Source organism: Sulfitobacter sp. R86518, from assembly GCF_042466275.1.
Lineage (GTDB): Bacteria > Pseudomonadota > Alphaproteobacteria > Rhodobacterales > Rhodobacteraceae > Sulfitobacter > Sulfitobacter pontiacus.
On sequence record NZ_JAXHCA010000011.1, the window covers coordinates 14115 to 33640 of the forward strand.

Here is a 19526-nt window from a genome sequence, read left to right on the forward strand (position 1 = left end):
CACCATGAAGATCGCCGTCATCGGACATGTGCGTTTCCCCATCGCACGCCCTTTCATGGGCGGGATGGAGGCCCACTGCTGGCACCTCTGTCGCGGCCTGCGGGCGCGGGGTCATGACGTGACCCTTTTCGCCGCCGGTGACAGCGACTGGGGCGGTAAGGTCGAGCCGGTTGTGGACGTTCACTATAATCGCGCGTTCCCTTGGCACAAATGGCACGGCACGCCGGAGCTGACCGGACATCTGGATGCCGCGTTCGAACGCCTCCTCCCGCGCCTGGCCGAGGGTGGTTTCGACGTGGTGCATAACAACTCCCTGCACCGCTTCCCCCCGCGCTTCGCCGCGCGGCACCGGATCCCGATGGTGACCTCCCTACACGTGCCGCCGTTCGATGTATTGAAACGTGCCGTCGCCGATGGCGGGGCGCCGTGGTCTCTGTTCACCACCTGTTCGCAGCGGCAATTGGGAGCGTGGTTTGATGAGGCAGACGCTCCCTTCGCCCGCGTTGTACCGAATGGCATTGATCTTGCGGACTGGCCTTTCCGTCCAGAGGGCGATGGCACCGCAGTGTGGATGGGCCGCATCACGCCGACCAAGGGAACGCATCTGGCCGCTCAGGCGGCTAAGATTGCTGGCCTACCGCTGAGGATTTACGGCACGATTGAGGATCAGGGCTATTTCGACACCGAAATTGCACCGCTATTAGGTGGGGGTGTGCAATACGGAGGTCACCTGCAAGGCGCTGACCTGACCGATGCCATCGCCCGCGCCTCTGTCCTGCTGTTCACCCCGCTATGGGATGAACCTTTCGGTCTGGCGGCGATTGAGGCAATGGCGTGTGGTCTGCCGATTGCAGCGGTTGAGAATGGCGCAATCCGAGAGGTGGCGGGCGACGTGGCGCGTTATGCTGGCGCGGATGCTGGGGAGTTGGCCGAGGCGTTGAGGGAGGCGATCGGCATTTCCCGGAGCGCTGCGCGGATGCGGGTAGAGCGGTTGTTTACTCTGGAGCATATGCTGGCGGCGTATGAGGGGTTGTATGGCCGAGCAGTTGAAAGTGTAGATCACGGGTTTGAGGTGCCTTTGTTCGAGGCTTTTAAGTTGCCATGTGTTGGGCATACTCTGTCTTAGGGCGGCTTAGCATTCAAAATGGCTCGGTGGATTCCACCGATAATGCGTCCTAGAAACACAACTACCCCCAGCAAGACCTACTTGACCGCGGTCAAGAAGCAGCGTGAGAGGCAAATACGTCTGAGTATGAACGTCTTTTTACAAACCTGCTTGTGCTGGGAACGCACCTCACCTTTGACATCGCAGCGTTGAGAGCGAATTGCGCCCATTTCGGACATCCTCAAGACTACAAAACAAACGTCAGCTCAGCGAGGAACCTTATAGTAAAGCTTCTAACCTGTACTTATTGGTGATCCCGCCTTCGCTGCCGTTTTATTATTATTACATAATCCTAATTATCAGATACAGTTTCTGTAGCCGGTGCGCGCTACTTTGAAGTGCGACTCCTATTAAAAAACAATGAGTTACCTAATAGGAGGAATATCGCATGGGAACCGTTTACACGCAACTGAGCATGCAAGAACGTCGTAGAATTGAAGACTGGTGGCTCGCAAAGGTCCCTGTCGCTGAGATGGCGCGTGTTCTACAGCGTCATAAGTCGACGATCTTTCGCGAGATCAAACGCAATTTCTGGGCGGATGACTCTTTGCCCAAGAAATACGCCGGGTACTTCGGGATGGCCGCACACCAACGCACGCAGCGACGGCGATCTACGCAACGCAAACTGATCCGGCATCCGGAACTGTGTCAGAGCATCGTGTCCCGGCTGAAGAATGGCTGGACGCCCGAGCAGATCGGTAACCGAATGATCTATGAAGGTGCAAAGCTGCGTGCCTGCCAAGAGACGATCTACCGCTACATCTATTCTAAAGAAGGCATGGCGCAGGAGTTGTGGTGGTACCTGCCTCTGCACCGAAAGAACCGGACGCCGCGCCGTGCGCGCAAGCGTCAGCCGTCAAAGTTTGATCGTGATGTCAGCATCTTGTTCCGGCCTGATGACGTTGCCCACCGCCGTCAGTTCGGCCACTGGGAAGGTGACTTAATGCTGTTCGAACAGAAGCTTGGGCAGACGAATGTGACGTCGCTTGTTGAACGGGTTAGCCGGTTCACTGTGATATTAAAGAATCCAAATAAACGCACCAAGCCGGTGATGGGCAAGATCATGAAAGCCATCAAGGATCTGCCCCTGATCGCACGCCGGTCGATTACTTTTGACCGTGGCACCGAGTTCGTCAGCTGGCCGCATCTACAAGCCGAGATTGGGACACAAACCTGGTTCTGTGATCCCTCCTCTCCGTGGCAAAAAGGAACAGTCGAGAACACTAATCGACGCGCTCGACGATGGCTGCCCCGTAAGCGGGACATCAGGGCGATGACAGATCATGACATCAAACAAATCTGCGACCAGCTCAACAATACGCCCCGCAAATGCTTGGGATGGAAAACACCCGCAGAAGTCTTTCGTGAAAAGATGATGGAAGAGCTGGGCCAACACCCCTACCCTCAAAGGCAATAGGAGTCGCGGTTCAGTTATCGCTCACATGGCGGAGAAGCGTGCTACAGAAAATCCCCACAATTTGCGGGCGCATAGAGCTGGTAAGGGCTAGGCCTCACCGGTCGAAAATTAAATCAAGTGGCCCGCGCGCATTGCTTTCAGCACGCAGATCGAGGTGGCAGGGTCGAGCAGCAACCCATTCCATCCCGCCTCGGCGTGAAGCCAGTTATCGAAGTTCACGAGATCATGGTCGGTCATCTTTGACAGGTCAGTATCCTTTGCTGCCTTCTGTACGTGAAATGCGGTACCGGTGGCATTCAACTCTGCAGGCGGCAGCGCACGGCGGCCGGTAATGATTGTGTCTGGCAGGATAAGCGGGACCAGGCAATCGAAGGGATTGACGGCGGAGGTAGCTTCTGAGCGCGCGGGGAACAGCATCTTCAGCTCATGGCAGGCTTTGTCAAAATCCTTGAAGGTGCCAAGGGCTACGACTTCGCGGCCGTGAACTTTGCGGAAACAACCGTCTGGCATCGGGAGATTTCTTTCGAGCCAGAGGGGTGTATCGCAGACAGCCGCGGCGTCAAATTCGGCGAAGCTGTCAATTGCGTTGGCAGGGAGAGAGGCACGGATGCTAATGAGATAGTACATGTGAGTATCCTAAGGTTTGCCGCAGGAAAGGGTTGAAAGGTGACCGGCGAAAGAGCCCCGCCGGTCATCGGAATTAGGGCAGAAGATCCGGCTGAATGGCGTAAACCCGTGTGCCGTTGGGGTAGTCCGGCAAGCGCTGTTTGCGCTTGAGACGCGTGCCCTCACCGGGAATGAGCGCGCCGTGTTTACGGGCGATCCGGGCGACGAGTTCGCCGTCGCGGCCATCACAGATTTCGGAATGCCACGCTTCGGAAGTCACGTAGTAGACCGTGCGGGGAACACCGTCCTTGTCCGGGATCGTAGTGCGATAACCGCAGCGGGCGTAAACGGGGCGTTCTTCAAGACGATCGGGCACATCTTCATTGTGCCCTTCATTGATCGGCTCAAACCGGCTCCGGCCGCTGAGTTCGAAAAACCGCTTGAGGATGCGGATCGCGTCTCGCTCATCTTCCGACGCACTGGAGCCCCGTGCTTCGCGCCATGCCACAAAGCAGGTCTTGACCGCGTCGATGGCTGCCCCATCCGCCCATGGCACCACACCGAACTTGGTCGCGAGCACACCAGCTGCGGCGACCACCCCAAAGTGTTTGGCGACGCGACGAACCTGAGGGTCATCATCCGTGGCAACTACGTCGTCAAGGAACCCATTGATGACCTCACGAGCAGTTGCAAGGGGGGGCTCAGGATCCCTGACGAGATGTTCGACAAAGGTCGGTCCGGCATGGCCGTAAGATTCTTTGGAAAGCTGCACGATCTGCTCGGCCAACGCCGCCTCGCTCGAACAGCCATGCAAGGTTTCATAGCTGCGGCCAGAGCCGTCTGAGATCTCAATAGGAATATCGACAGCGCGAGTGGCCAGTCCGCCGAGCAACCGCCCCTTCGCTCCGAGCTTTCCGGCCTGCATATGTTGACTCACGGTCACTTCACCGGAGGACAAGACTAAGGTCTTCCAGCGCGCGGAGGCCCGCGCCTGTCCGTTCTTGTCGGCACGGGCTTTTCCGACCTCGTTTGCGAGCATATAGATGACCTGCGCCAATTCGTCGGGCGAAATCTGACCCAGTTCATCGAGCGCCAGCAGGATATCGTTATGCTGAGTTGCAACGCCCTCAAGTCCGTTCGACGTCGAGAGCCAGGAACGCAAAGATTTCTTATCGCCATCACCCCACACCGAAGCTGCCAGCGACAGCAATGTCGTCTTGCCGCGTGATGACAGTCCGAAAATATGGAATATCGCGCTCTCTTCCTTTAATGGCTTCAAGAGCACGGCAGCGAAAGCAACGCAAATTGCCATAGTTGCACGGGAGTTACCTGCAGCCAGACTCGCGAGCTGCTGCCAGTTTTTGGGGTCGCCGCTGCGGCTCACGGGGGGCGACTGGTCACCCGAATTAGGGATTATCCAACGTTGAGACCCTAGCGGCTGTTCGACCCTGTCCGGCAAGCAAAAGCTGTCTCCCGACCACCCCAGCTGCGAGACGACTTCGGCGATGTTATTAGTATCTGTGTGGCCGATAACTTCGAAGAGCGCCTGTCGACCACCGCGTGTATGCGGGATGGTAACACCCTCGGCTGCAAGAAGCGTGAAAAGTTCGCGACCCTCCCCGACCAGACTTGTAGCTGGCACGACGACCAGCTTCCATTTCCCGAGTGGTGTCAGCAGTACGATCAGATAACCCCATCCGGTGCCTTCCGGCCCGGTACGGGTGCGACTGAGGACGGCAAGGGGAGAACTGACGAACTCGACAACAGGGTTGCCGCGGCCATTGAGCTCGTGCTTACGCAGGCCTGAGCGGTCCATCGCAAAGCCATGCGGCAGAGTAAGCTCAACGTTCCATTCGCGATTGATCAAGGCGAGGATATCTGACCCATTCGAAACCTCCTCTGCCTCTTCATGCAGTTCTTCTACGTTGATCGGTTCATCGGACGAATGGCTGGTGTCAATCACCGCCGCCGGCGCAGTACCCTTCAACATCGGAACTTCCCGCAGCATCTCGGGGTCGCCCAAGATCAGCGCATGTAGCCTTGCGGACGTTAGGCCTGCATCGATTGCATCGGCAATGTCGTAGCCCGCCGGAATGTCACCCGAAACCGCCGACCCGAGTCGCGCAATGTCGAGGGTGCGAATGCGCTCTGCCCCCAGATCCTGCAGTTTGGTGACCAGCCTATTGCAAGCATCGCGACCGGGCGCGTCGTGGTCGGGACAAATGAGGATATTGCGGCCGGAAAGCGGGGCGAGATCGGTCATGTCGAGAGCGTTGCATCCGCCCATCCACGTAACGGCCACGCAGTTCGGGAAGGCTTCTACGGCTGCATCGGCGCATTTCTCGCCTTCAACGATAAGAACTGCGTCATCCGGCCGATCCAAGAGGGTCTTCAAGCGATACAGAGGCCGATCTTTCGGCAGACCGCGCCATGTCCAGACGTGCCCCCGCTCAGCCTCGTTCCACAGCGTGAGATTCATGAACTTCTTGGCGCGCTTCCCGCTCTCCATCGGCAGATTGATGCGGATTGCGAGCCCCACAATACCGCCTTGGGCGTCCGTGTACGTATAGGCACCAGCAAAGCCGCGCTTGTCCGAAAAGTCCGGGATTGCCGTATCAGCCGGAATCGGCATCACCCGCGTGGCACCCTCGAAGAGTGTTTTGCAGATCGGCAGCTGGTTCATTTTGGTCATATCATTCATGCTGCAACCCCCATTTCTTCCGCCAGCTTGCGCGCTGCTTCGATCTGGCTCAGGCCGTTAAGATAGGCATAGAGACTGACCGCATCGCCACCACGGTCCTGCGTTGCAAAATCAGCCCAGCGGCCAGTAATCACATTGATTGAAAAGGAGCCGATGTGGCGGTCTTCGCGTGTGGGATTAAGTGCGAGATATTCGGCGCCACGACGGCGGCCGCCCGGCAGCCAGGCGGCGCAGAGCGCCTCCAGCTGGGGCAACACGGTGGCATTGACCTTCGTGAAGATGCAGGTGTCCTTGTGCGATTTGCTCTTGGGATTTGAGTTCGTCTGCCGCATTGGCAAAACTCCTCTGTTCGCAAACTCTTGCCTGCGTGAGTTGAATATGAGACCCTGCGGATATGAAACGGTGTCGGGGTAGTTTTGATGTGGCGTCAGCTACCCCGTCGCTCCGTCAGCGTCGGTGTACCTTTAATATTCGCGTTGATTGCGAAAACGCATAGACCCAAATACCGGATCTGATGCGGGTTTATGTGGATAACTGATTTAAACTACTGATATTGCATGTGGTTTTCGCCAGTCAGCGTTCCCACGTTCCCAGTTCCCAACGATAACAAAGAACGCGCAATTCGCAGTTTGTCATAATCTTTTTGAGTTATTGGTATGTTGTACCGTAGTTGAGGGCTATCCCCCCCGGGGAACCGGGAACATGGGAACAACCCCAACTACATTACATCAGCATTGGTGCATCGAGGGCTGCCTGAAGCTGGACGGAAAGTCGCCGAAGCCATCGCAATGAGCGGCCGCGCTTAACTGCTTTGGTCGCCAACTCGACAACCTGAGGATCGACCTCTTCCCCCAGCACCCGGCGGACGAGGGCGCTTAGGTGCGCGCCCTGCGGCATATCACATGTCAACACGCGGGATCTATCAAGCATCGGCTGTGGGAGGTGCGAAATATCGTTTACACAAATGATCCAAGAGATGTGGCTCAGGTTTACCGGGGCTTCCAAATAGGGCGACTGATAGGCCTCCGATGTTGTCGGCTCGAGCATTGGCAAAAGAGCGTCCGCCGCATCTCCGCCGTTCGTACTGATGCCGCGCTTGTCCAGTTCGTCGAGCACAACGACAGGGTTAGCGATCCCATGATCTGCGATATGTTGGATGGGCCGGCCTGGGCCCGAAGTGCTCCACATATAATCGGCACCGGCGATGGCAAAGCTACTGGTCGCACCGGTCATGTCCACGCGTAGAGGGACACATCCTGACAATTTACCAATGCGTTCGGCCAGATGCGTTTTACCACATCCCGGTGGTCCGCTGAGCACTACTGGCAAAAGGCCGAAGCTGCCCGACTGCTCAACACGCGCGATCGCCGCGCGCCAAAGGTAAGTCAGAGCCGGCGCGAGCCATGGGCTTTCTGCGTAGAGGTCTGCGAATAACTCGTCACAAGCGTGGCGCGTCGTAGGCCCGGCAATCTTTTTTGGCTCAGCCAGCACCTTTCGCAACGCAGCCCGAGAGCGCGCCTTCTCGTGCGTTGCCGTAGTCTGTGCTGGGCCGGTAAAATCGTGGATTCGTACGAGCTTTGGGGCCGATGTAGTTTCGGAGCCGGAGGCGGCTTCGTCCTTTGTAAAAAGCGTTTCGTGTAATGCGCTGCGGTGGCGGCGCACGGCTTCCCGGAATTTCACATGAGGATTTGACGATTTATTCGATGCCTCCCGCGCCGAATGCAATGCACGGGCGGCCTGTGCAAATGACCACTCCCGGGTCACAATGTCGAGATACTCAGCATATTTGGCGGGATCTCCATTGTAGAACATGAGCGCAAGCCGCGTTGCGACCTCATGCCAGCAGCGCAGTTCCACCTCACGGCGATGCGTCCATGCCAGACGCATCATCTGCGGTGTCAGGGCAAGCTCGCCGCGCAGTGTCTCCGGCGAGGCGGTAACTCGCGACCACCCGAAGAGCCAATGGATACCGTACTGCTTAACCTCGCGCGCAGTCATTGGAACAGTTCCAGCAGGGATGAAACCAGTGTGGCCAATGTGGTCCAAACGAAAGTGAGGGCTTCGATGACAGAATAGGTGGATGTGAGGGTATTCAGGCGCGACTTTGCTGTCGCAAGCTTGATCGTGGAACGCATAGGGGGAGCACCTTGTCGAAGGGAAGGACGCGCCGAATGCCGAAAAAAGATTGGGGTTAGGCAAGGCGCACGTTGAACGGCCTCCGCAAAAGCGGAGGGGTCAACGTATCGAGAAGGTGCCAATAAGCCATGTCATGAGATCAATATGGTCGTCGGTAACTCGATGGTCAAGTTACCGACGGTGCCATTGAAATCTTAGAGGTGGTCCCTGTATTCAATCGGCAACACAATATCTTGATAGATTTAGGTATCTAAACTGGGACGTCCTTGCCTCATCAATGTTGCGCTGACGACTTAGAATGAAATAGCCAGTTCATTGGATTTGGACGGGATGGCAGGGGGACTAATGGATATATTCAGGTGACCTTCGAGTGTGTTGGTAAGTTAGTTGAGTACTTCCACCGAAATTTCTTCTGTTATTCAGCCAATAATAATTTCTTTATCGCATCCCCTAAAAATCGGAAAAGTTACGACAGAAACTCACCTCCAATTGGAACAACAAGGAAAATGCACGTGGCTGTAAGCTCACTTCTCAAAATCGAGCAAACCCCGCTCCCAGGCATCGTCGTGATCACCCCCGCCCGCTTCGGAGATCACCGTGGGTTCTTCTCGGAAAGCTATAGCGCCAAGGCCTTGGCTGAACACGGTATCACCACACAATTCGTGCAAGACAACCATTCACTATCAATGACCCAAGGTACCATCCGCGGGCTGCATTTCCAGGCCCCGCCGCACGCGCAGGACAAGCTGGTGCACTGCGGGCGTGGCGTTCTTTTTGACGTGGCGGTTGATATCCGTAAGGGGTCGCCGACTTACGGGCAGTGGTTCGGGGTCGAGCTGAGCTTCGAGAACGGTAAACAGTTACTGGTGCCTGCGGGCTTCGCGCATGGGTTTGTGACACGCGCGCCCGAGACTGAAATTATCTACAAATGTTCGGATTATTATGCGCAGGAGACCGAGGGGGCCGTCGCTTGGGATGATCCTCAGGTCGGAATTGATTGGGGTTTGGGAGATATTCTTCCGGTTTTGTCGGATAAGGACGCAAATGCGCCCTCTTTGGCTGATCTTAACAGTCCATTCACGTTTGAGGGCGTATAGATGAAGCTATTGGTGACAGGCGGCGCGGGTTTCATCGGCTCGGCAGTGGTGCGGTTGGCCATTGAGCAAGGACACAGTGCGGTGAACCTTGATGCGCTGACCTATGCGGCGTGCCTTGAGAATGTGGCGAGCGTGGCGGACAGCTCGCTTTATGCGTTCGAGCAGGCGGATATTTGTGATCGGGAGGCGCTGGATAGGATCTTCGAAGCACATCAGCCCGACGCGGTGATGCATCTCGCGGCCGAAAGCCATGTTGATCGATCCATCGACGGGCCGGGGTCGTTTATTCAGACCAATGTCACTGGCACCTATACGCTGTTGGAGGCCGCACGTGCCTATTGGCAAGGGGCCGGCAAGCCCGATGGCTTCCGCTTTCACCATATCTCTACTGATGAAGTCTATGGGTCCCTCGGTCCTACGGGGCAGTTCACCGAAGATACGCCTTATGACCCGCGCAGCCCCTACTCCGCCTCGAAAGCCGCCAGCGATCATCTGGTGCGCGCTTGGGGCGAGACCTATGGCTTGCCGATAGTGCTAACAAATTGCAGTAATAATTACGGACCTTACCACTTCCCCGAAAAACTAGTGCCTGTGGTCATCCTCAAAGCGCTCGCTGGCGAGCCAATTCCGGTCTACGGAGATGGAGCCAATGTGCGTGACTGGCTGTTTGTCGAAGACCACGCCGATGCGTTGTTAACCGTGCTGACCAAAGGCGCATTGGGTCGCAGCTATAACATCGGGGGCGAAAACGAGGTCAGCAATCTTGAGCTGGTGAAGATGATCTGCGCCCTGCTGGATGATCGACACCCCGAAAGCGCGCCCCATGCCGATCTGATCACCTTCGTCGCCGACCGCCCCGGCCATGATCAACGCTATGCTATTGATCCAACTCGTATCCGGACAGAGCTTGGCTGGCGGCCATCGGTTACGGTCGAAGAAGGGCTGGCGCGCACTGTGAATTGGTATCTTGAAAATAAGGATTGGTGGCGCGCGTTGCAAAACCGTCAGGGCGTTGGCGAACGACTGGGCAAGGCATGAAGATCCTCGTCTTCGGGCACAGTGGTCAGGTCGCCACGGAACTGCGCGCGCTGGACGGCGATGACGTCCAGATCACCGCCCTCGCCCGCGCCGATGCGGACTTAACCGACCCCGCGGCCTGCGCCGCCGCGATCAATGTTCATGCACCTGACGCCGTGATCAACGCCGCCGCTTATACCGGCGTGGATAAGGCCGAAAGCGATGCCGAAACAGCGCAGATTATCAACGCCGATGCCCCTGCCGCTATGGCCCGCGCCTGCGCCGCGCGCGATATTCCTTTCGTTTCTATCTCCACCGATTATGTGTTCTCCGGCGCGGGCAACACACCTTGGGCGCCCGCCGACCCGACCGACCCGCAAAGCGTCTATGGCCGCACCAAGCGTGATGGAGAGGTCGCAATTATAAAGGCGGGCGGGCGCTACGCCGTGTTGCGCACCTCTTGGATCGTGTCGGCCGATGGCAATAACTTTGTTAAAACTATGTTGCGTCTCGGAGCCGAACGCGAGGCATTAACCATCGTCGCCGACCAGATCGGCGGCCCTACCGGCGCTGCAGAGATCGCACAGGCCTGTATAACAATCGCCAAAACCCTCGTTACAGAGCCTGAAAAATCCGGAATCCACCATTTCTCAGGCGCACCCGATACCAGCTGGGCTGATTTCGCTCGCGCGATTTTCGACGCCGCCAAGATCCCCTGCGCTGTCACTGATATCCCATCGGCCGACTACCCTACCCCCGCGAAACGCCCGCTGAACTCTCGGCTGGACTGCACAACGACCGAGGCCGCCTTTGGCATTTCCCGCCCCGATTGGCGCGAGAGCCTCACCCATATTTTGACCCAACTTGATTTCCCCAAGGACTGATTTCCCATGACCCAGACGCCCAAACGCAAAGGTATTATCCTCGCCGGCGGCTCCGGCACGCGGCTTTATCCGATCACGATCGCCGTGTCGAAACAGCTGCTGCCGATCTATGACAAGCCGATGATTTACTATCCGTTAAGCGTGCTGATGTTGGGTGGTATCCGAGAGATTTTAATCATCACCACGCCTCAAGACGCTGACCAATTCAAGCGGGCTTTGGGCGACGGCAGCCAATGGGGCATTTCACTGAGCTACGTTACGCAGCCAAGCCCTGATGGATTGGCTCAAGCTTACATCTTGGCGGAAGAGTTTCTCAACGGAGCGCCGTCTGCGATGGTGCTGGGAGACAACATCTTCTTTGGCCATGGGTTGCCCGAGATCCTCGCCCAAGCCGACGCCCAAACCACCGGAGGCACTGTCTTCGGCTATCGCGTCTCTGACCCTGAACGCTACGGTGTGGTGGATTTCGACGAGAACGGCCAAGCGCGGCAGATCATCGAGAAGCCGGAAGTGCCCCCGTCGAACTATGCGGTCACGGGGCTGTATTTTTTGGATAGCACGGCAAGCGAGCGCGCTAAGACGGTCAAGCCATCAGCACGTGGCGAGCTGGAGATCACAACGCTGCTTGAGACCTATTTGCATGATGGTTCGCTGAATGTGCAGCGTATGGGGCGAGGGTATGCTTGGCTTGATACGGGGACGCATGGGAGTCTGCTGGATGCTGGGAACTTTGTGCGGACGCTTGAAACACGGCAGGGGCTGCAGACGGGAAGCCCTGAAGAAATCGCATTTGACCAAGGGTGGATCAGCACCGCGGCATTGGAAGAACAAGCCAAACTATTTGAAAAAAACGAATACGGTGTCTATCTGAGTAACCTAAATCGTTCGTTGAGATAGCCATAGATCCCAAAATGTTTCGCTCGCGAAACAAATTCTTTTTATCGAATTGGACCCTCCCGTGAGAAAAGTCTTCATCACCGGCACCGCCGGCTTCATCGGTTTTCACCTTGCACAACTTCTGCTGGATGAAGGGTTCCGCGTCCATGGGTTTGACGGCATGACGGATTACTATGACGTTAAGCTGAAGCAGCGCCGGCACCAGATGCTGCTACAGAACCCGCATTTCTCAATGACCGAGGGGATGCTTGAAGATGACGCGCTGATCACGCAGATCACCGACGACTTCGCGCCCAACGTCATCGTCCACCTCGCGGGTCAGGCTGGTGTTCGTTACTCGCTAGAGAACCCACGCGCCTATCTCGACAGCAACCTTGTCGGGACATTCAACGTGATGGAGGCGGCGCGGCGTTTGAAGGTTGAACATCTGCTAATGGCCTCCACCTCCTCGGTCTACGGGGCGAACGAAGACATGCCGTTTGCCGAAACGGACAAGGCCGATACCGCCCTCACCTTCTACGCCGCGACGAAGAAAGCGAATGAGGCAATGGCGCATTCATATGCGCATCTGTGGGATCTGCCGACAACGATGTTCCGCTTCTTCACGGTCTACGGTCCCTACGGGCGCCCGGATCTGGCGCTGTTCAAATTCGTCGACGCGATCCTCGATGGGCGCCCCATCGACATCTACAACCACGGAGACATGTACCGCGACTTTACCTATGTCACCGATCTGGTCCGCGGCATCCGTCTGTTGATCGATACGCCTCCTGTCCGCCCCGATAACCGCGAGGTGCCCGAAGGCGATAGCCTGTCTCCCGTGGCACCCTACCGCATCGTGAATATCGGCAATTCTGACAAAGTGCGCCTGCTTGATTTTGTGGACGCGATCGAGGAAGAGCTTGGTCAAAAGGCCATACGTAACTACATGCCCATGCAGATGGGCGATGTGCCCGCGACTTGGGCAAATGCGGAACTGCTAAAGACCCTTACGGGTTACAAACCACAGACCGATATCAAGGATGGTATTCGGGAATTTGTAGCTTGGTTCCGCGACTATTACGCCAAGTAGTTTTTGGACGAGGAGTTTGCGATGCCGACCTTGAATTATGCCCCCATTGCCGTGATCGGCTTGGGGTATGTTGGCCTGCCTTTGGCGGTCGAATTTGGTAAGAAGCGCAAAGTCGTCGGCTTTGACATCAACACCGCCCGCATCGCCGAACTGCAGACTGGTAAGGACAATACACTTGAGGTGGATGCTGCAGAGATGGCCGAGGCCGCTCATCTGTTGTTTACTGACCAGCTTGATGATCTTGCCGAGTGTACCACATTTATCGTGACCGTCCCGACGCCAATCGACGAGCACAAGCGCCCTGATCTCACCCCCCTACTCAAAGCATCCGAGACGATCGGAAAGGTTCTGAAACGCGGCGACATCGTGATTTATGAATCTACAGTCTATCCCGGTGCGACCGAAGAAGATTGTGTGCCGGTGTTGGAGAAAATCTCCGGTCTGACCTTCAACCAAGATTTCTTCGCCGGCTATTCACCCGAACGGATAAACCCCGCGGACAAAACCCACCGTCTGCCCCACATTGTCAAAGTTACCTCCGGATCCACGCCTGAAATCGCCGACAAGGTCGATGCGCTCTATGCATCGATCATCACTGCTGGCACGCACAAAGCGCCGTCCATCAAGGTCGCAGAAGCAGCGAAGGTCATCGAGAACACCCAACGTGACGTGAACATCGCGCTAGTGAATGAGCTCGCCCTGATCTTCAACAAGCTCGACATCGACACCCAAGATGTTCTCGATGCTGCCGGCACCAAATGGAATTTCCTCCCCTTCCGCCCAGGCCTCGTCGGCGGTCACTGCATCGGCGTGGACCCATACTACCTGACCCAAAAAGCCCAATCGGTCGGCTACCACCCCGAAGTCGTCCTCGCCGGGCGCCGCATCAACGACGGCATGGGTTGCTACGTCGTTGGTCGTACCGTCCGCGAAATGATCGCCCGCGATATCCCGGTAAAAGGCTCGCGGGCGTTGGTTATGGGGTTAGCATTCAAGGAGAACTGTCCAGACCTACGGAATACGCGCGTGATTGATATTGTCTGTGAGCTTAAGAGCTATGGAATCGACGTGGATGTGTATGATCCGTGGGTGGATGCCGCGGAGGCTAAGCGCGAGTATGGGGTGGAGATGACCGAAACGCCTGAGGTTCAGGGGTATGACGCGTTAGTTGTGGCCGTGGCGCATGAGGTGTTTGAGGGGAATGGTGGCCTCTTAAGTTATGGTAGGCCACAGGCTGTCGTGTTCGACGTAAAAGGGATATTGCCGCGAAATGCTGAAATTTTGAGGCTGTAAGCAATATTGGTATCGTTACACAAATCGGGCTGAGGTTGGGCTTCCCCTTACCTCAGCCCGATTTAGCCTACGGGGACGGTACGGGGTATGCCGAGAACTGTGAAGCCGTTTAGGATCGCAGCACGAATTTGGATCTCCGCAACTTGCCGGTCGAAGTCACGTGCCGAGAGGCGCTGACCGAGCAACTTCACACAAAGCATCTTTGTTTCGACGCAGCTGCGGCGGTGGTACCCGGTCACCTGTCGCCGCAATGCGCGACTCAGATATTTTGAATAGCCCCTAGATTTGTAGACGCTTTCTTCCCTAACTTTGAGGCAAGGAGGCCGTTATGGGGAAGCCAAATTTCAGTGAATATTTCAAGCGCGATGCAGCCCATCTGTTGATTTTCACTCAGAAGTAACCCGGTGGGGGTGCGAACGAAAAGTTGGACTATCTTGGAGATAGTCCATGTACCGCTACGAAGAACGACTGCGCACGGTTAAGCTTTATATCAAGCTCGGCAAGCGCGCGCAGGCCACCATCCGTGAGTTGGGGTATCCAACGAAGAACGCTCTTAAAGGGTGGCATCGAGAATACCAACGTCTGCAGGATTTTCCGATACGATCGGTGCCGCGCCCGGCTAAATTCTCAGTGGTGCAAAAGCAGGTGGCGTTAGAGCATTATGCAAGCCATGGACGCTGCGTGCTTTAGGCTATCCATGCCGAACTACGATGACGGCTTGGGTGCGCGAGGCTTTTCCTGAGACGAAGCCAGTCTCTAACACGGCATATGGCCCTGGCAATTACTCTGACGCCGTGAAGCAGGCTACTGTGGTCGGGCTATATAGTCGTCAAGAAAGTGCCCAGGCCCTGGCCGAAAAGTTCGGAGTTAGTCGGCCGACGCTCTATGCTTGGAAAATTCAGATCCTTGGCCCGGAGGCTCCTGCCATGATGAAACGCAAGAAGAGTGCCCTTCCCCCAGAACTCGAAGAATTGGCGCGTCAGCGTGAAGCCCTGGAGCGCGACATCCGCGAGCTTCAGATTGAGCATGATCTGCTCAAGACTGCGAGTGAAATGATAAAAAAGGAACTTGGCGGCGATTTGCGGAGCCTGAGCAATCGGGAAAAGACCATGCTCATCGTCGCCCTAAAAATCCGGTATAAGACACCAGCGCTGTTGGCTCGGCTCGGTCTCGCGCGCAGCTCTTACTTTTACCACCGCGCTCGCATGAAACTGGAAGATAAGTATCTCCCCATTCGACAGGCAATGAAGGAGGCTTTCGAACGCAACCATCGCTGCTACGGCTACCGTCGCCTCAAAGCATATATGACGCGGGACTCCATCTTGATCTCGGAAAAAGTGGTGCGGCGCCTGATGAAACAGGAAGCTCTGATCGTCCCAAAGCCGAAGCGGCGGCGTTACAGCTCATATCTGGGAGAGTTCAGCCCTGCGCCGGAAAATATCATCAACCGGGAATTCCAGGCAGCAGCGCCAAATGAGAAATGGCTAACCTATATTACAGAGTTCCACATCCGAGCAGGTAAAGTCTATCTTTCCCCGATCATTGATTGCTTCGACGGCCTCGTCATAAGTTGGACCATAGGGACCAGACCGGATGCCGACCTCGTAAATACCATGCTTGATGCAGCGGTAGAGACCATCGCTGACAGCGAAGCGCGGCCCATCGTCCACAGCGATCGTGGGGGCCACTATCGCTGGCCTGGCTGGCTGGAACGTATTGACGCAGCGAAGCTCGTTCGCTCGATGTCACGAAAGGCGAGCTCGCAGGACAATGCCGCATGTGAAGGCTTCTTCGGACGCCTGAAGACTGAGTTCTTCTATCCTCGCGATTGGCGAGCCTTCACCGTGGCCCAGTTTATTGACGAGGTTCACGCCTACATCCATTGGTATAACGAAACGCGCATCAAGATGTCCCTTGGTGGCAGAAGCCCAATCGAGTACCGTAAAAGCCTCGGCCTTATGCCTTAAAAACAGTCCAAGTTTTTGTCCGCACCCCCACCGGGTCAGTTCTCAGTGACAATCAACAAACAGGCTTACATAGCAGCATCGCGGTAGGTTTGCTGACGCCCCCTTCGACCAGACCCGAACGCTTCCTACGTCATCCCTGGATCAAACCAGATGGATAGCGATCCTCGTTGTTTGAGTAAAAAATTGAACTCCGCCCAGTTCCGGGTCTTGTACTTCGTCGGTGTCCAACTGCTCATAGCGGCCTGCTACTATACTGTATTCATACAGTGAATCCAACAGAGCGCGATTTGTGCAGCAAAGCCATAAGGGAACGGAAAATTTTTTTGAGTCAATAATAAAAGAAACGAAAAATTATTTTTATAGAATATGCTGCAATCTCTAACGAGAGCGCCTGAAAACAGTTTTAAACATCAATATAGCATCAAAACAAAAGTTTTGATGATCTTGGTATATTAGGTCCAATTTTGCTTTTCTTGGAATGCAAACACGGCAATACACATCATCCGTTTCTTCTAAACTAGAACATTTTCCCAGAACATATTCTTCGTACCGATGGAAGTGAATCGAAGCCATTCCGGAAATGCCAGGGCGGTTCTTTAAGACTTTTTTGTATAGCACTGGATAGCGCTCAACGTATTGACGCAATGGAGGTCGAGGACCTATAAAGCTAATATCGCCTTTAAGCACATTCCATAGCTGAGGTATCTCGTCAACTCTTGTGCGACGCAGAACAGCGCCAGTCCGAGTGATACGGCCAGCTTTATCACCCCCGGACACTCCATCATTCACATCTGAAGGGCGCATCGTTCTGAATTTGATCAATTTGAATCCTTCAGTAGGGGTCTTCATTCTTTCAGAGAGATAAAAAACTGGGGCCCCATCAACTAAAAGAATTACCAAGTAAACGCATATCATTACTGGGATCAAGATAAAACACAAAGCAACACAAACGAATAGATCCATTATCCTTTTAGAAGGTTTCATGTACTAAAGTCTCTTTCCATTGTGCGACCATGGTATTGGGTTCGCTATCCCGCCGATCAAAACAATATACTTTTGATAAGGCACTGCAATCTAAGGTTATAGATCTGTTAGTTCCGTTACATACGTCACGAGACTTCCATGGCTTGCCTGATGCCGCAGCTATGTCAATCATGCTAACAGGGGTAGGCGAAGCAATGTTAAGGGTTTCTGGCAGCCTTCCCGAATATAAACATAGAGAGTGTATGACCGAAGCCATAGTCCTTGGCCCAATATAAGACCTTATAGCACCTCCTCCAGTAGGGAAAACGTCCAGATATAGAACGTTTTCCATTGTGCTACTCAGAATATTGCTTGACAACGCATCAGCTCCGACAACATTCCCTATACGCAAGCAACATATTTCTAAACCTTTGGACCTCCAAATATCGCACTCTCTTTCCATTTCAAGTTTTGATATTCCGTATGGATTTTGGGGAATGCATTTAGAGGTTTCAGTAAATGGAATTGCTTTGTATGATCCGTAAACGGCGGATGACGAAGCAACCAAAATCTTTTTAATCTTTAATCTATTGGCAGCAGACAAGCATGAGACAATAATATCTTTGTTTAGAGAATACTCATTATTTGAGTTAGGGGTTGCTCCGGCCAGAATCACCATCACATCAAAATTACCAAATTTGTCAACAAATTTTGATAATTCCAAATGTCCATCCAGAGGGCTCCACTTGACAGAATTGCCAGGATGACTTCGCCGGTGTTGCTCTACAAGAGTAACCAATGGTGAAAAATCATTCCAAAAATGGACAACCAATTTTCCTAGCTTACCAGAGGCACCGACGAGTAACACTCGTATGGGTTTAGCCTCTGGAATAAACATCTTCATACCTTATTATGTCGTCTTCTCCGAGATAACTGCCGGTTTGTATTTCAATGAGAACCATGGGAAACTTTCCGGGGTTCTCCAAGCGATGCACTGCGCCCAAGGGAATGTAAACGGATTCGTTTTCGGACAAAAGCTTAACTGTGGAATCGATTGTGACTTTTGCGGTGCCTTCGACAACAATCCAATGCTCAGATCTGTGGTGATGGCTCTGAAGGCTTAAAGATTCATTTGGATTAACTACAATACGTTTAACTTGGAAACGCGCCCCAACGACTAAACTCTCGTACCACCCCCAAGGCCTATAGTCGCGAGGAAGCTGGGTAGCTTGAGGCACATTCTTACTTCTAAGTAACTTAACAGCTGTACTGACATTTTGACTCATGGACTTATCTGCAACTAAGACAGCATCTCCCATAGCCACAACGATAGTATCTTTTAAACCTATACCAACGACCTGCAAACTATCGGTTTCAGATCTTAAAAGCGTACCCTCGCAATCAATTTGTGTAATGTTACCCGAAAACCCGTTTCCATGACTATCGGATTTGGAGTTGTTCAAAACTGATGCCCAGTCGCCAAGATCAGACCAGCCGCCATCAAATGGCACAACTTGCAAATTTTGAGACTTTTCCATTACGGCATAGTCGATGGAGATACTATCCACATTGGTCCAGATCTCAGGGTTAATTCGTGTAAAGCCTAAATCATCTACAGAACTCTGAAAAGCCTGACGCACCAATTCAAGCATTTTTGGTTGATGTTCAGTAAATGCCAGTATTATAGATTTCGCGCTGAACAAAAAAATACCTGAATTCCATAGGAAATTTCCAGAAGCTACCATTTTTTCAGCAATTTCAAAATCTGGCTTTTCTACGAACCTAACCAACGCCATCGATAGGTTCGACTTAAGCTCTAAAGACGAGTCGACTTCGAGATAGCCATATCCCGTTTCTGGTCTATCTGGCTCTACTCCGAATGTAACCAACCGCCCTTCCTCAGCTTTGGAAGCGCCCTGGTACACAGCATTGTGAAAAGTTTCTAAATCAGAAATCAGGTGGTCTGAAGGCGCTACGAGCATCAGTGCATCAGGGTCGCTCTCTGAGAGCTTTAATGCTGCAAGCAAAATCGCCGGCGCGGTATTTTTTCCTTCAGGCTCTAGTAATATTGCTTGAGCTGCTGATTCAATCTGGGCGAGTTGTTCAGATACAATAAATCGGTATGGCTCGCTAGTTACTACAACAGGTGCTGTAAATCTACCTCCACTGAGCCGGCGTACGGCAGATTGAAAAAGGCTTTCTGTTTCCAAAACTTTTGCAAATTGCTTAGGGTACAATTCACGGGATAAAGGCCACAGACGGGTGCCTGAACCCCCGCACAGCAAGACAGGGTGAATTGGAGCTGACATCA

At 54.2% G+C, this 19526-nt stretch carries 16 protein-coding genes and 3 pseudogenes; 9 read left to right on the plus strand and 10 right to left on the minus strand.

Going from position 1 to position 19526, the window contains the following annotated elements; translation table 11 throughout:
• Positions 1–4: 4 nt before the first annotated feature.
• Positions 5–1126: a glycosyltransferase gene (locus SJY36_RS19005; RefSeq protein WP_386176888.1), complete on the plus strand. Its 1122-nt coding sequence runs from the start codon at positions 5–7 to the stop codon at positions 1124–1126.
• Positions 1127–1553: 427 nt separating this feature from the next.
• Positions 1554–2582, plus strand: coding sequence for an IS30 family transposase (locus SJY36_RS19010; RefSeq protein WP_386176889.1), 1029 nt, complete (start codon positions 1554–1556; stop codon positions 2580–2582).
• 108 nt (positions 2583–2690) lie between these two features.
• On the opposite strand, the gene SJY36_RS19015 is transcribed toward SJY36_RS19010, so the two are convergent.
• The 5 genes from SJY36_RS19015 to SJY36_RS19035 all read right to left on the minus strand — a co-directional run bounded on the left by SJY36_RS19015 (position 2691) and on the right by SJY36_RS19035 (position 8024).
• Positions 2691–3209, minus strand: a complete 519-nt coding sequence (locus tag SJY36_RS19015) for a hypothetical protein (protein WP_386176890.1) — start codon at positions 3207–3209, stop codon at positions 2691–2693.
• A gap of 73 nt (positions 3210–3282) precedes the next feature.
• Positions 3283–5889, minus strand: a complete 2607-nt coding sequence (locus SJY36_RS19020; protein WP_386176891.1) for a DUF927 domain-containing protein — start codon at positions 5887–5889, stop codon at positions 3283–3285.
• Positions 5886–6221, minus strand: a complete 336-nt coding sequence (locus tag SJY36_RS19025) for a hypothetical protein (RefSeq protein ID WP_386176892.1) — start codon at positions 6219–6221, stop codon at positions 5886–5888. Before SJY36_RS19025 ends, SJY36_RS19020 begins: the two co-directional genes overlap by 4 nt.
• Before the next feature lie 391 nt (positions 6222–6612).
• Positions 6613–7887, minus strand: coding sequence for an AAA family ATPase (locus SJY36_RS19030; protein ID WP_386176893.1), 1275 nt, complete (start codon positions 7885–7887; stop codon positions 6613–6615).
• Positions 7884–8024 carry a hypothetical protein gene (locus SJY36_RS19035; protein ID WP_197470834.1) on the minus strand — a complete coding sequence of 47 codons (141 nt, stop codon included), beginning with the start codon at positions 8022–8024 and terminating at the stop codon, positions 7884–7886. The genes SJY36_RS19030 and SJY36_RS19035 overlap by 4 nt, the downstream gene beginning before the upstream one ends.
• A gap of 513 nt (positions 8025–8537) precedes the next feature.
• Here SJY36_RS19035 and rfbC point away from each other — a divergent pair.
• The 6 genes from rfbC to tviB all read left to right on the plus strand — a co-directional run bounded on the left by rfbC (position 8538) and on the right by tviB (position 14285).
• Positions 8538–9122, plus strand: a complete 585-nt coding sequence (rfbC, locus tag SJY36_RS19040; RefSeq protein ID WP_386176894.1) for a dTDP-4-dehydrorhamnose 3,5-epimerase — start codon at positions 8538–8540, stop codon at positions 9120–9122.
• A complete protein-coding gene (rfbB, locus tag SJY36_RS19045; RefSeq protein WP_386176895.1) occupies positions 9123–10160 on the plus strand; it encodes a dTDP-glucose 4,6-dehydratase in 1038 nt (345 codons plus the stop codon). It abuts the gene before it with no gap.
• Entirely contained in the window at positions 10157–11023 is an 867-nt protein-coding gene (rfbD, locus tag SJY36_RS19050) for a dTDP-4-dehydrorhamnose reductase (RefSeq protein ID WP_386176896.1), read from the plus strand. The genes rfbB and rfbD overlap by 4 nt, the downstream gene beginning before the upstream one ends.
• A gap of 6 nt (positions 11024–11029) precedes the next feature.
• Positions 11030–11920 (plus strand): glucose-1-phosphate thymidylyltransferase RfbA, encoded by an 891-nt coding sequence (gene rfbA / locus SJY36_RS19055; RefSeq protein ID WP_386176897.1) that lies wholly within the window; start codon positions 11030–11032, stop codon positions 11918–11920.
• A 61-nt stretch (positions 11921–11981) separates the two neighbouring features.
• A complete protein-coding gene (locus SJY36_RS19060) occupies positions 11982–12992 on the plus strand; it encodes a GDP-mannose 4,6-dehydratase (protein ID WP_386176898.1) in 1011 nt (336 codons plus the stop codon).
• Between the two features lie 21 nt (positions 12993–13013).
• On the plus strand, positions 13014–14285 hold the full coding sequence (tviB, locus tag SJY36_RS19065; RefSeq protein ID WP_386176899.1) for a Vi polysaccharide biosynthesis UDP-N-acetylglucosamine C-6 dehydrogenase TviB: 1272 nt from the start codon (positions 13014–13016) through the stop codon (positions 14283–14285).
• A 62-nt stretch (positions 14286–14347) separates the two neighbouring features.
• On the opposite strand, the pseudogene SJY36_RS19070 reads toward tviB, so the two are convergent.
• Positions 14348–14557 (minus strand): annotated as a pseudogene (locus SJY36_RS19070) (IS5/IS1182 family transposase); the annotation flags it as partial.
• Between the two features lie 175 nt (positions 14558–14732).
• Between SJY36_RS19070 and SJY36_RS19075 the strand changes: the two are divergent.
• Positions 14733–16252: pseudogene (locus SJY36_RS19075) on the plus strand (IS3 family transposase).
• Between the two features lie 128 nt (positions 16253–16380).
• On the opposite strand, the pseudogene SJY36_RS19080 reads toward SJY36_RS19075, so the two are convergent.
• The 4 genes and pseudogenes from SJY36_RS19080 to SJY36_RS19095 all read right to left on the minus strand — a co-directional run.
• Positions 16381–16488: pseudogene (locus SJY36_RS19080) on the minus strand (IS5/IS1182 family transposase); the annotation flags it as partial.
• A 142-nt stretch (positions 16489–16630) separates the two neighbouring features.
• Entirely contained in the window at positions 16631–17236 is a 606-nt protein-coding gene (locus SJY36_RS19085; protein ID WP_386176900.1) for a sugar transferase, read from the minus strand.
• Positions 17223–18119 (minus strand): NAD-dependent epimerase/dehydratase family protein, encoded by an 897-nt coding sequence (locus SJY36_RS19090; RefSeq protein WP_386176901.1) that lies wholly within the window; start codon positions 18117–18119, stop codon positions 17223–17225. The genes SJY36_RS19085 and SJY36_RS19090 overlap by 14 nt, the downstream gene beginning before the upstream one ends.
• Positions 18094–19524, minus strand: coding sequence for a mannose-1-phosphate guanylyltransferase/mannose-6-phosphate isomerase (locus tag SJY36_RS19095; protein WP_386176902.1), 1431 nt, complete (start codon positions 19522–19524; stop codon positions 18094–18096). Before SJY36_RS19095 ends, SJY36_RS19090 begins: the two co-directional genes overlap by 26 nt.
• Positions 19525–19526: the final 2 nt, after the last annotated feature.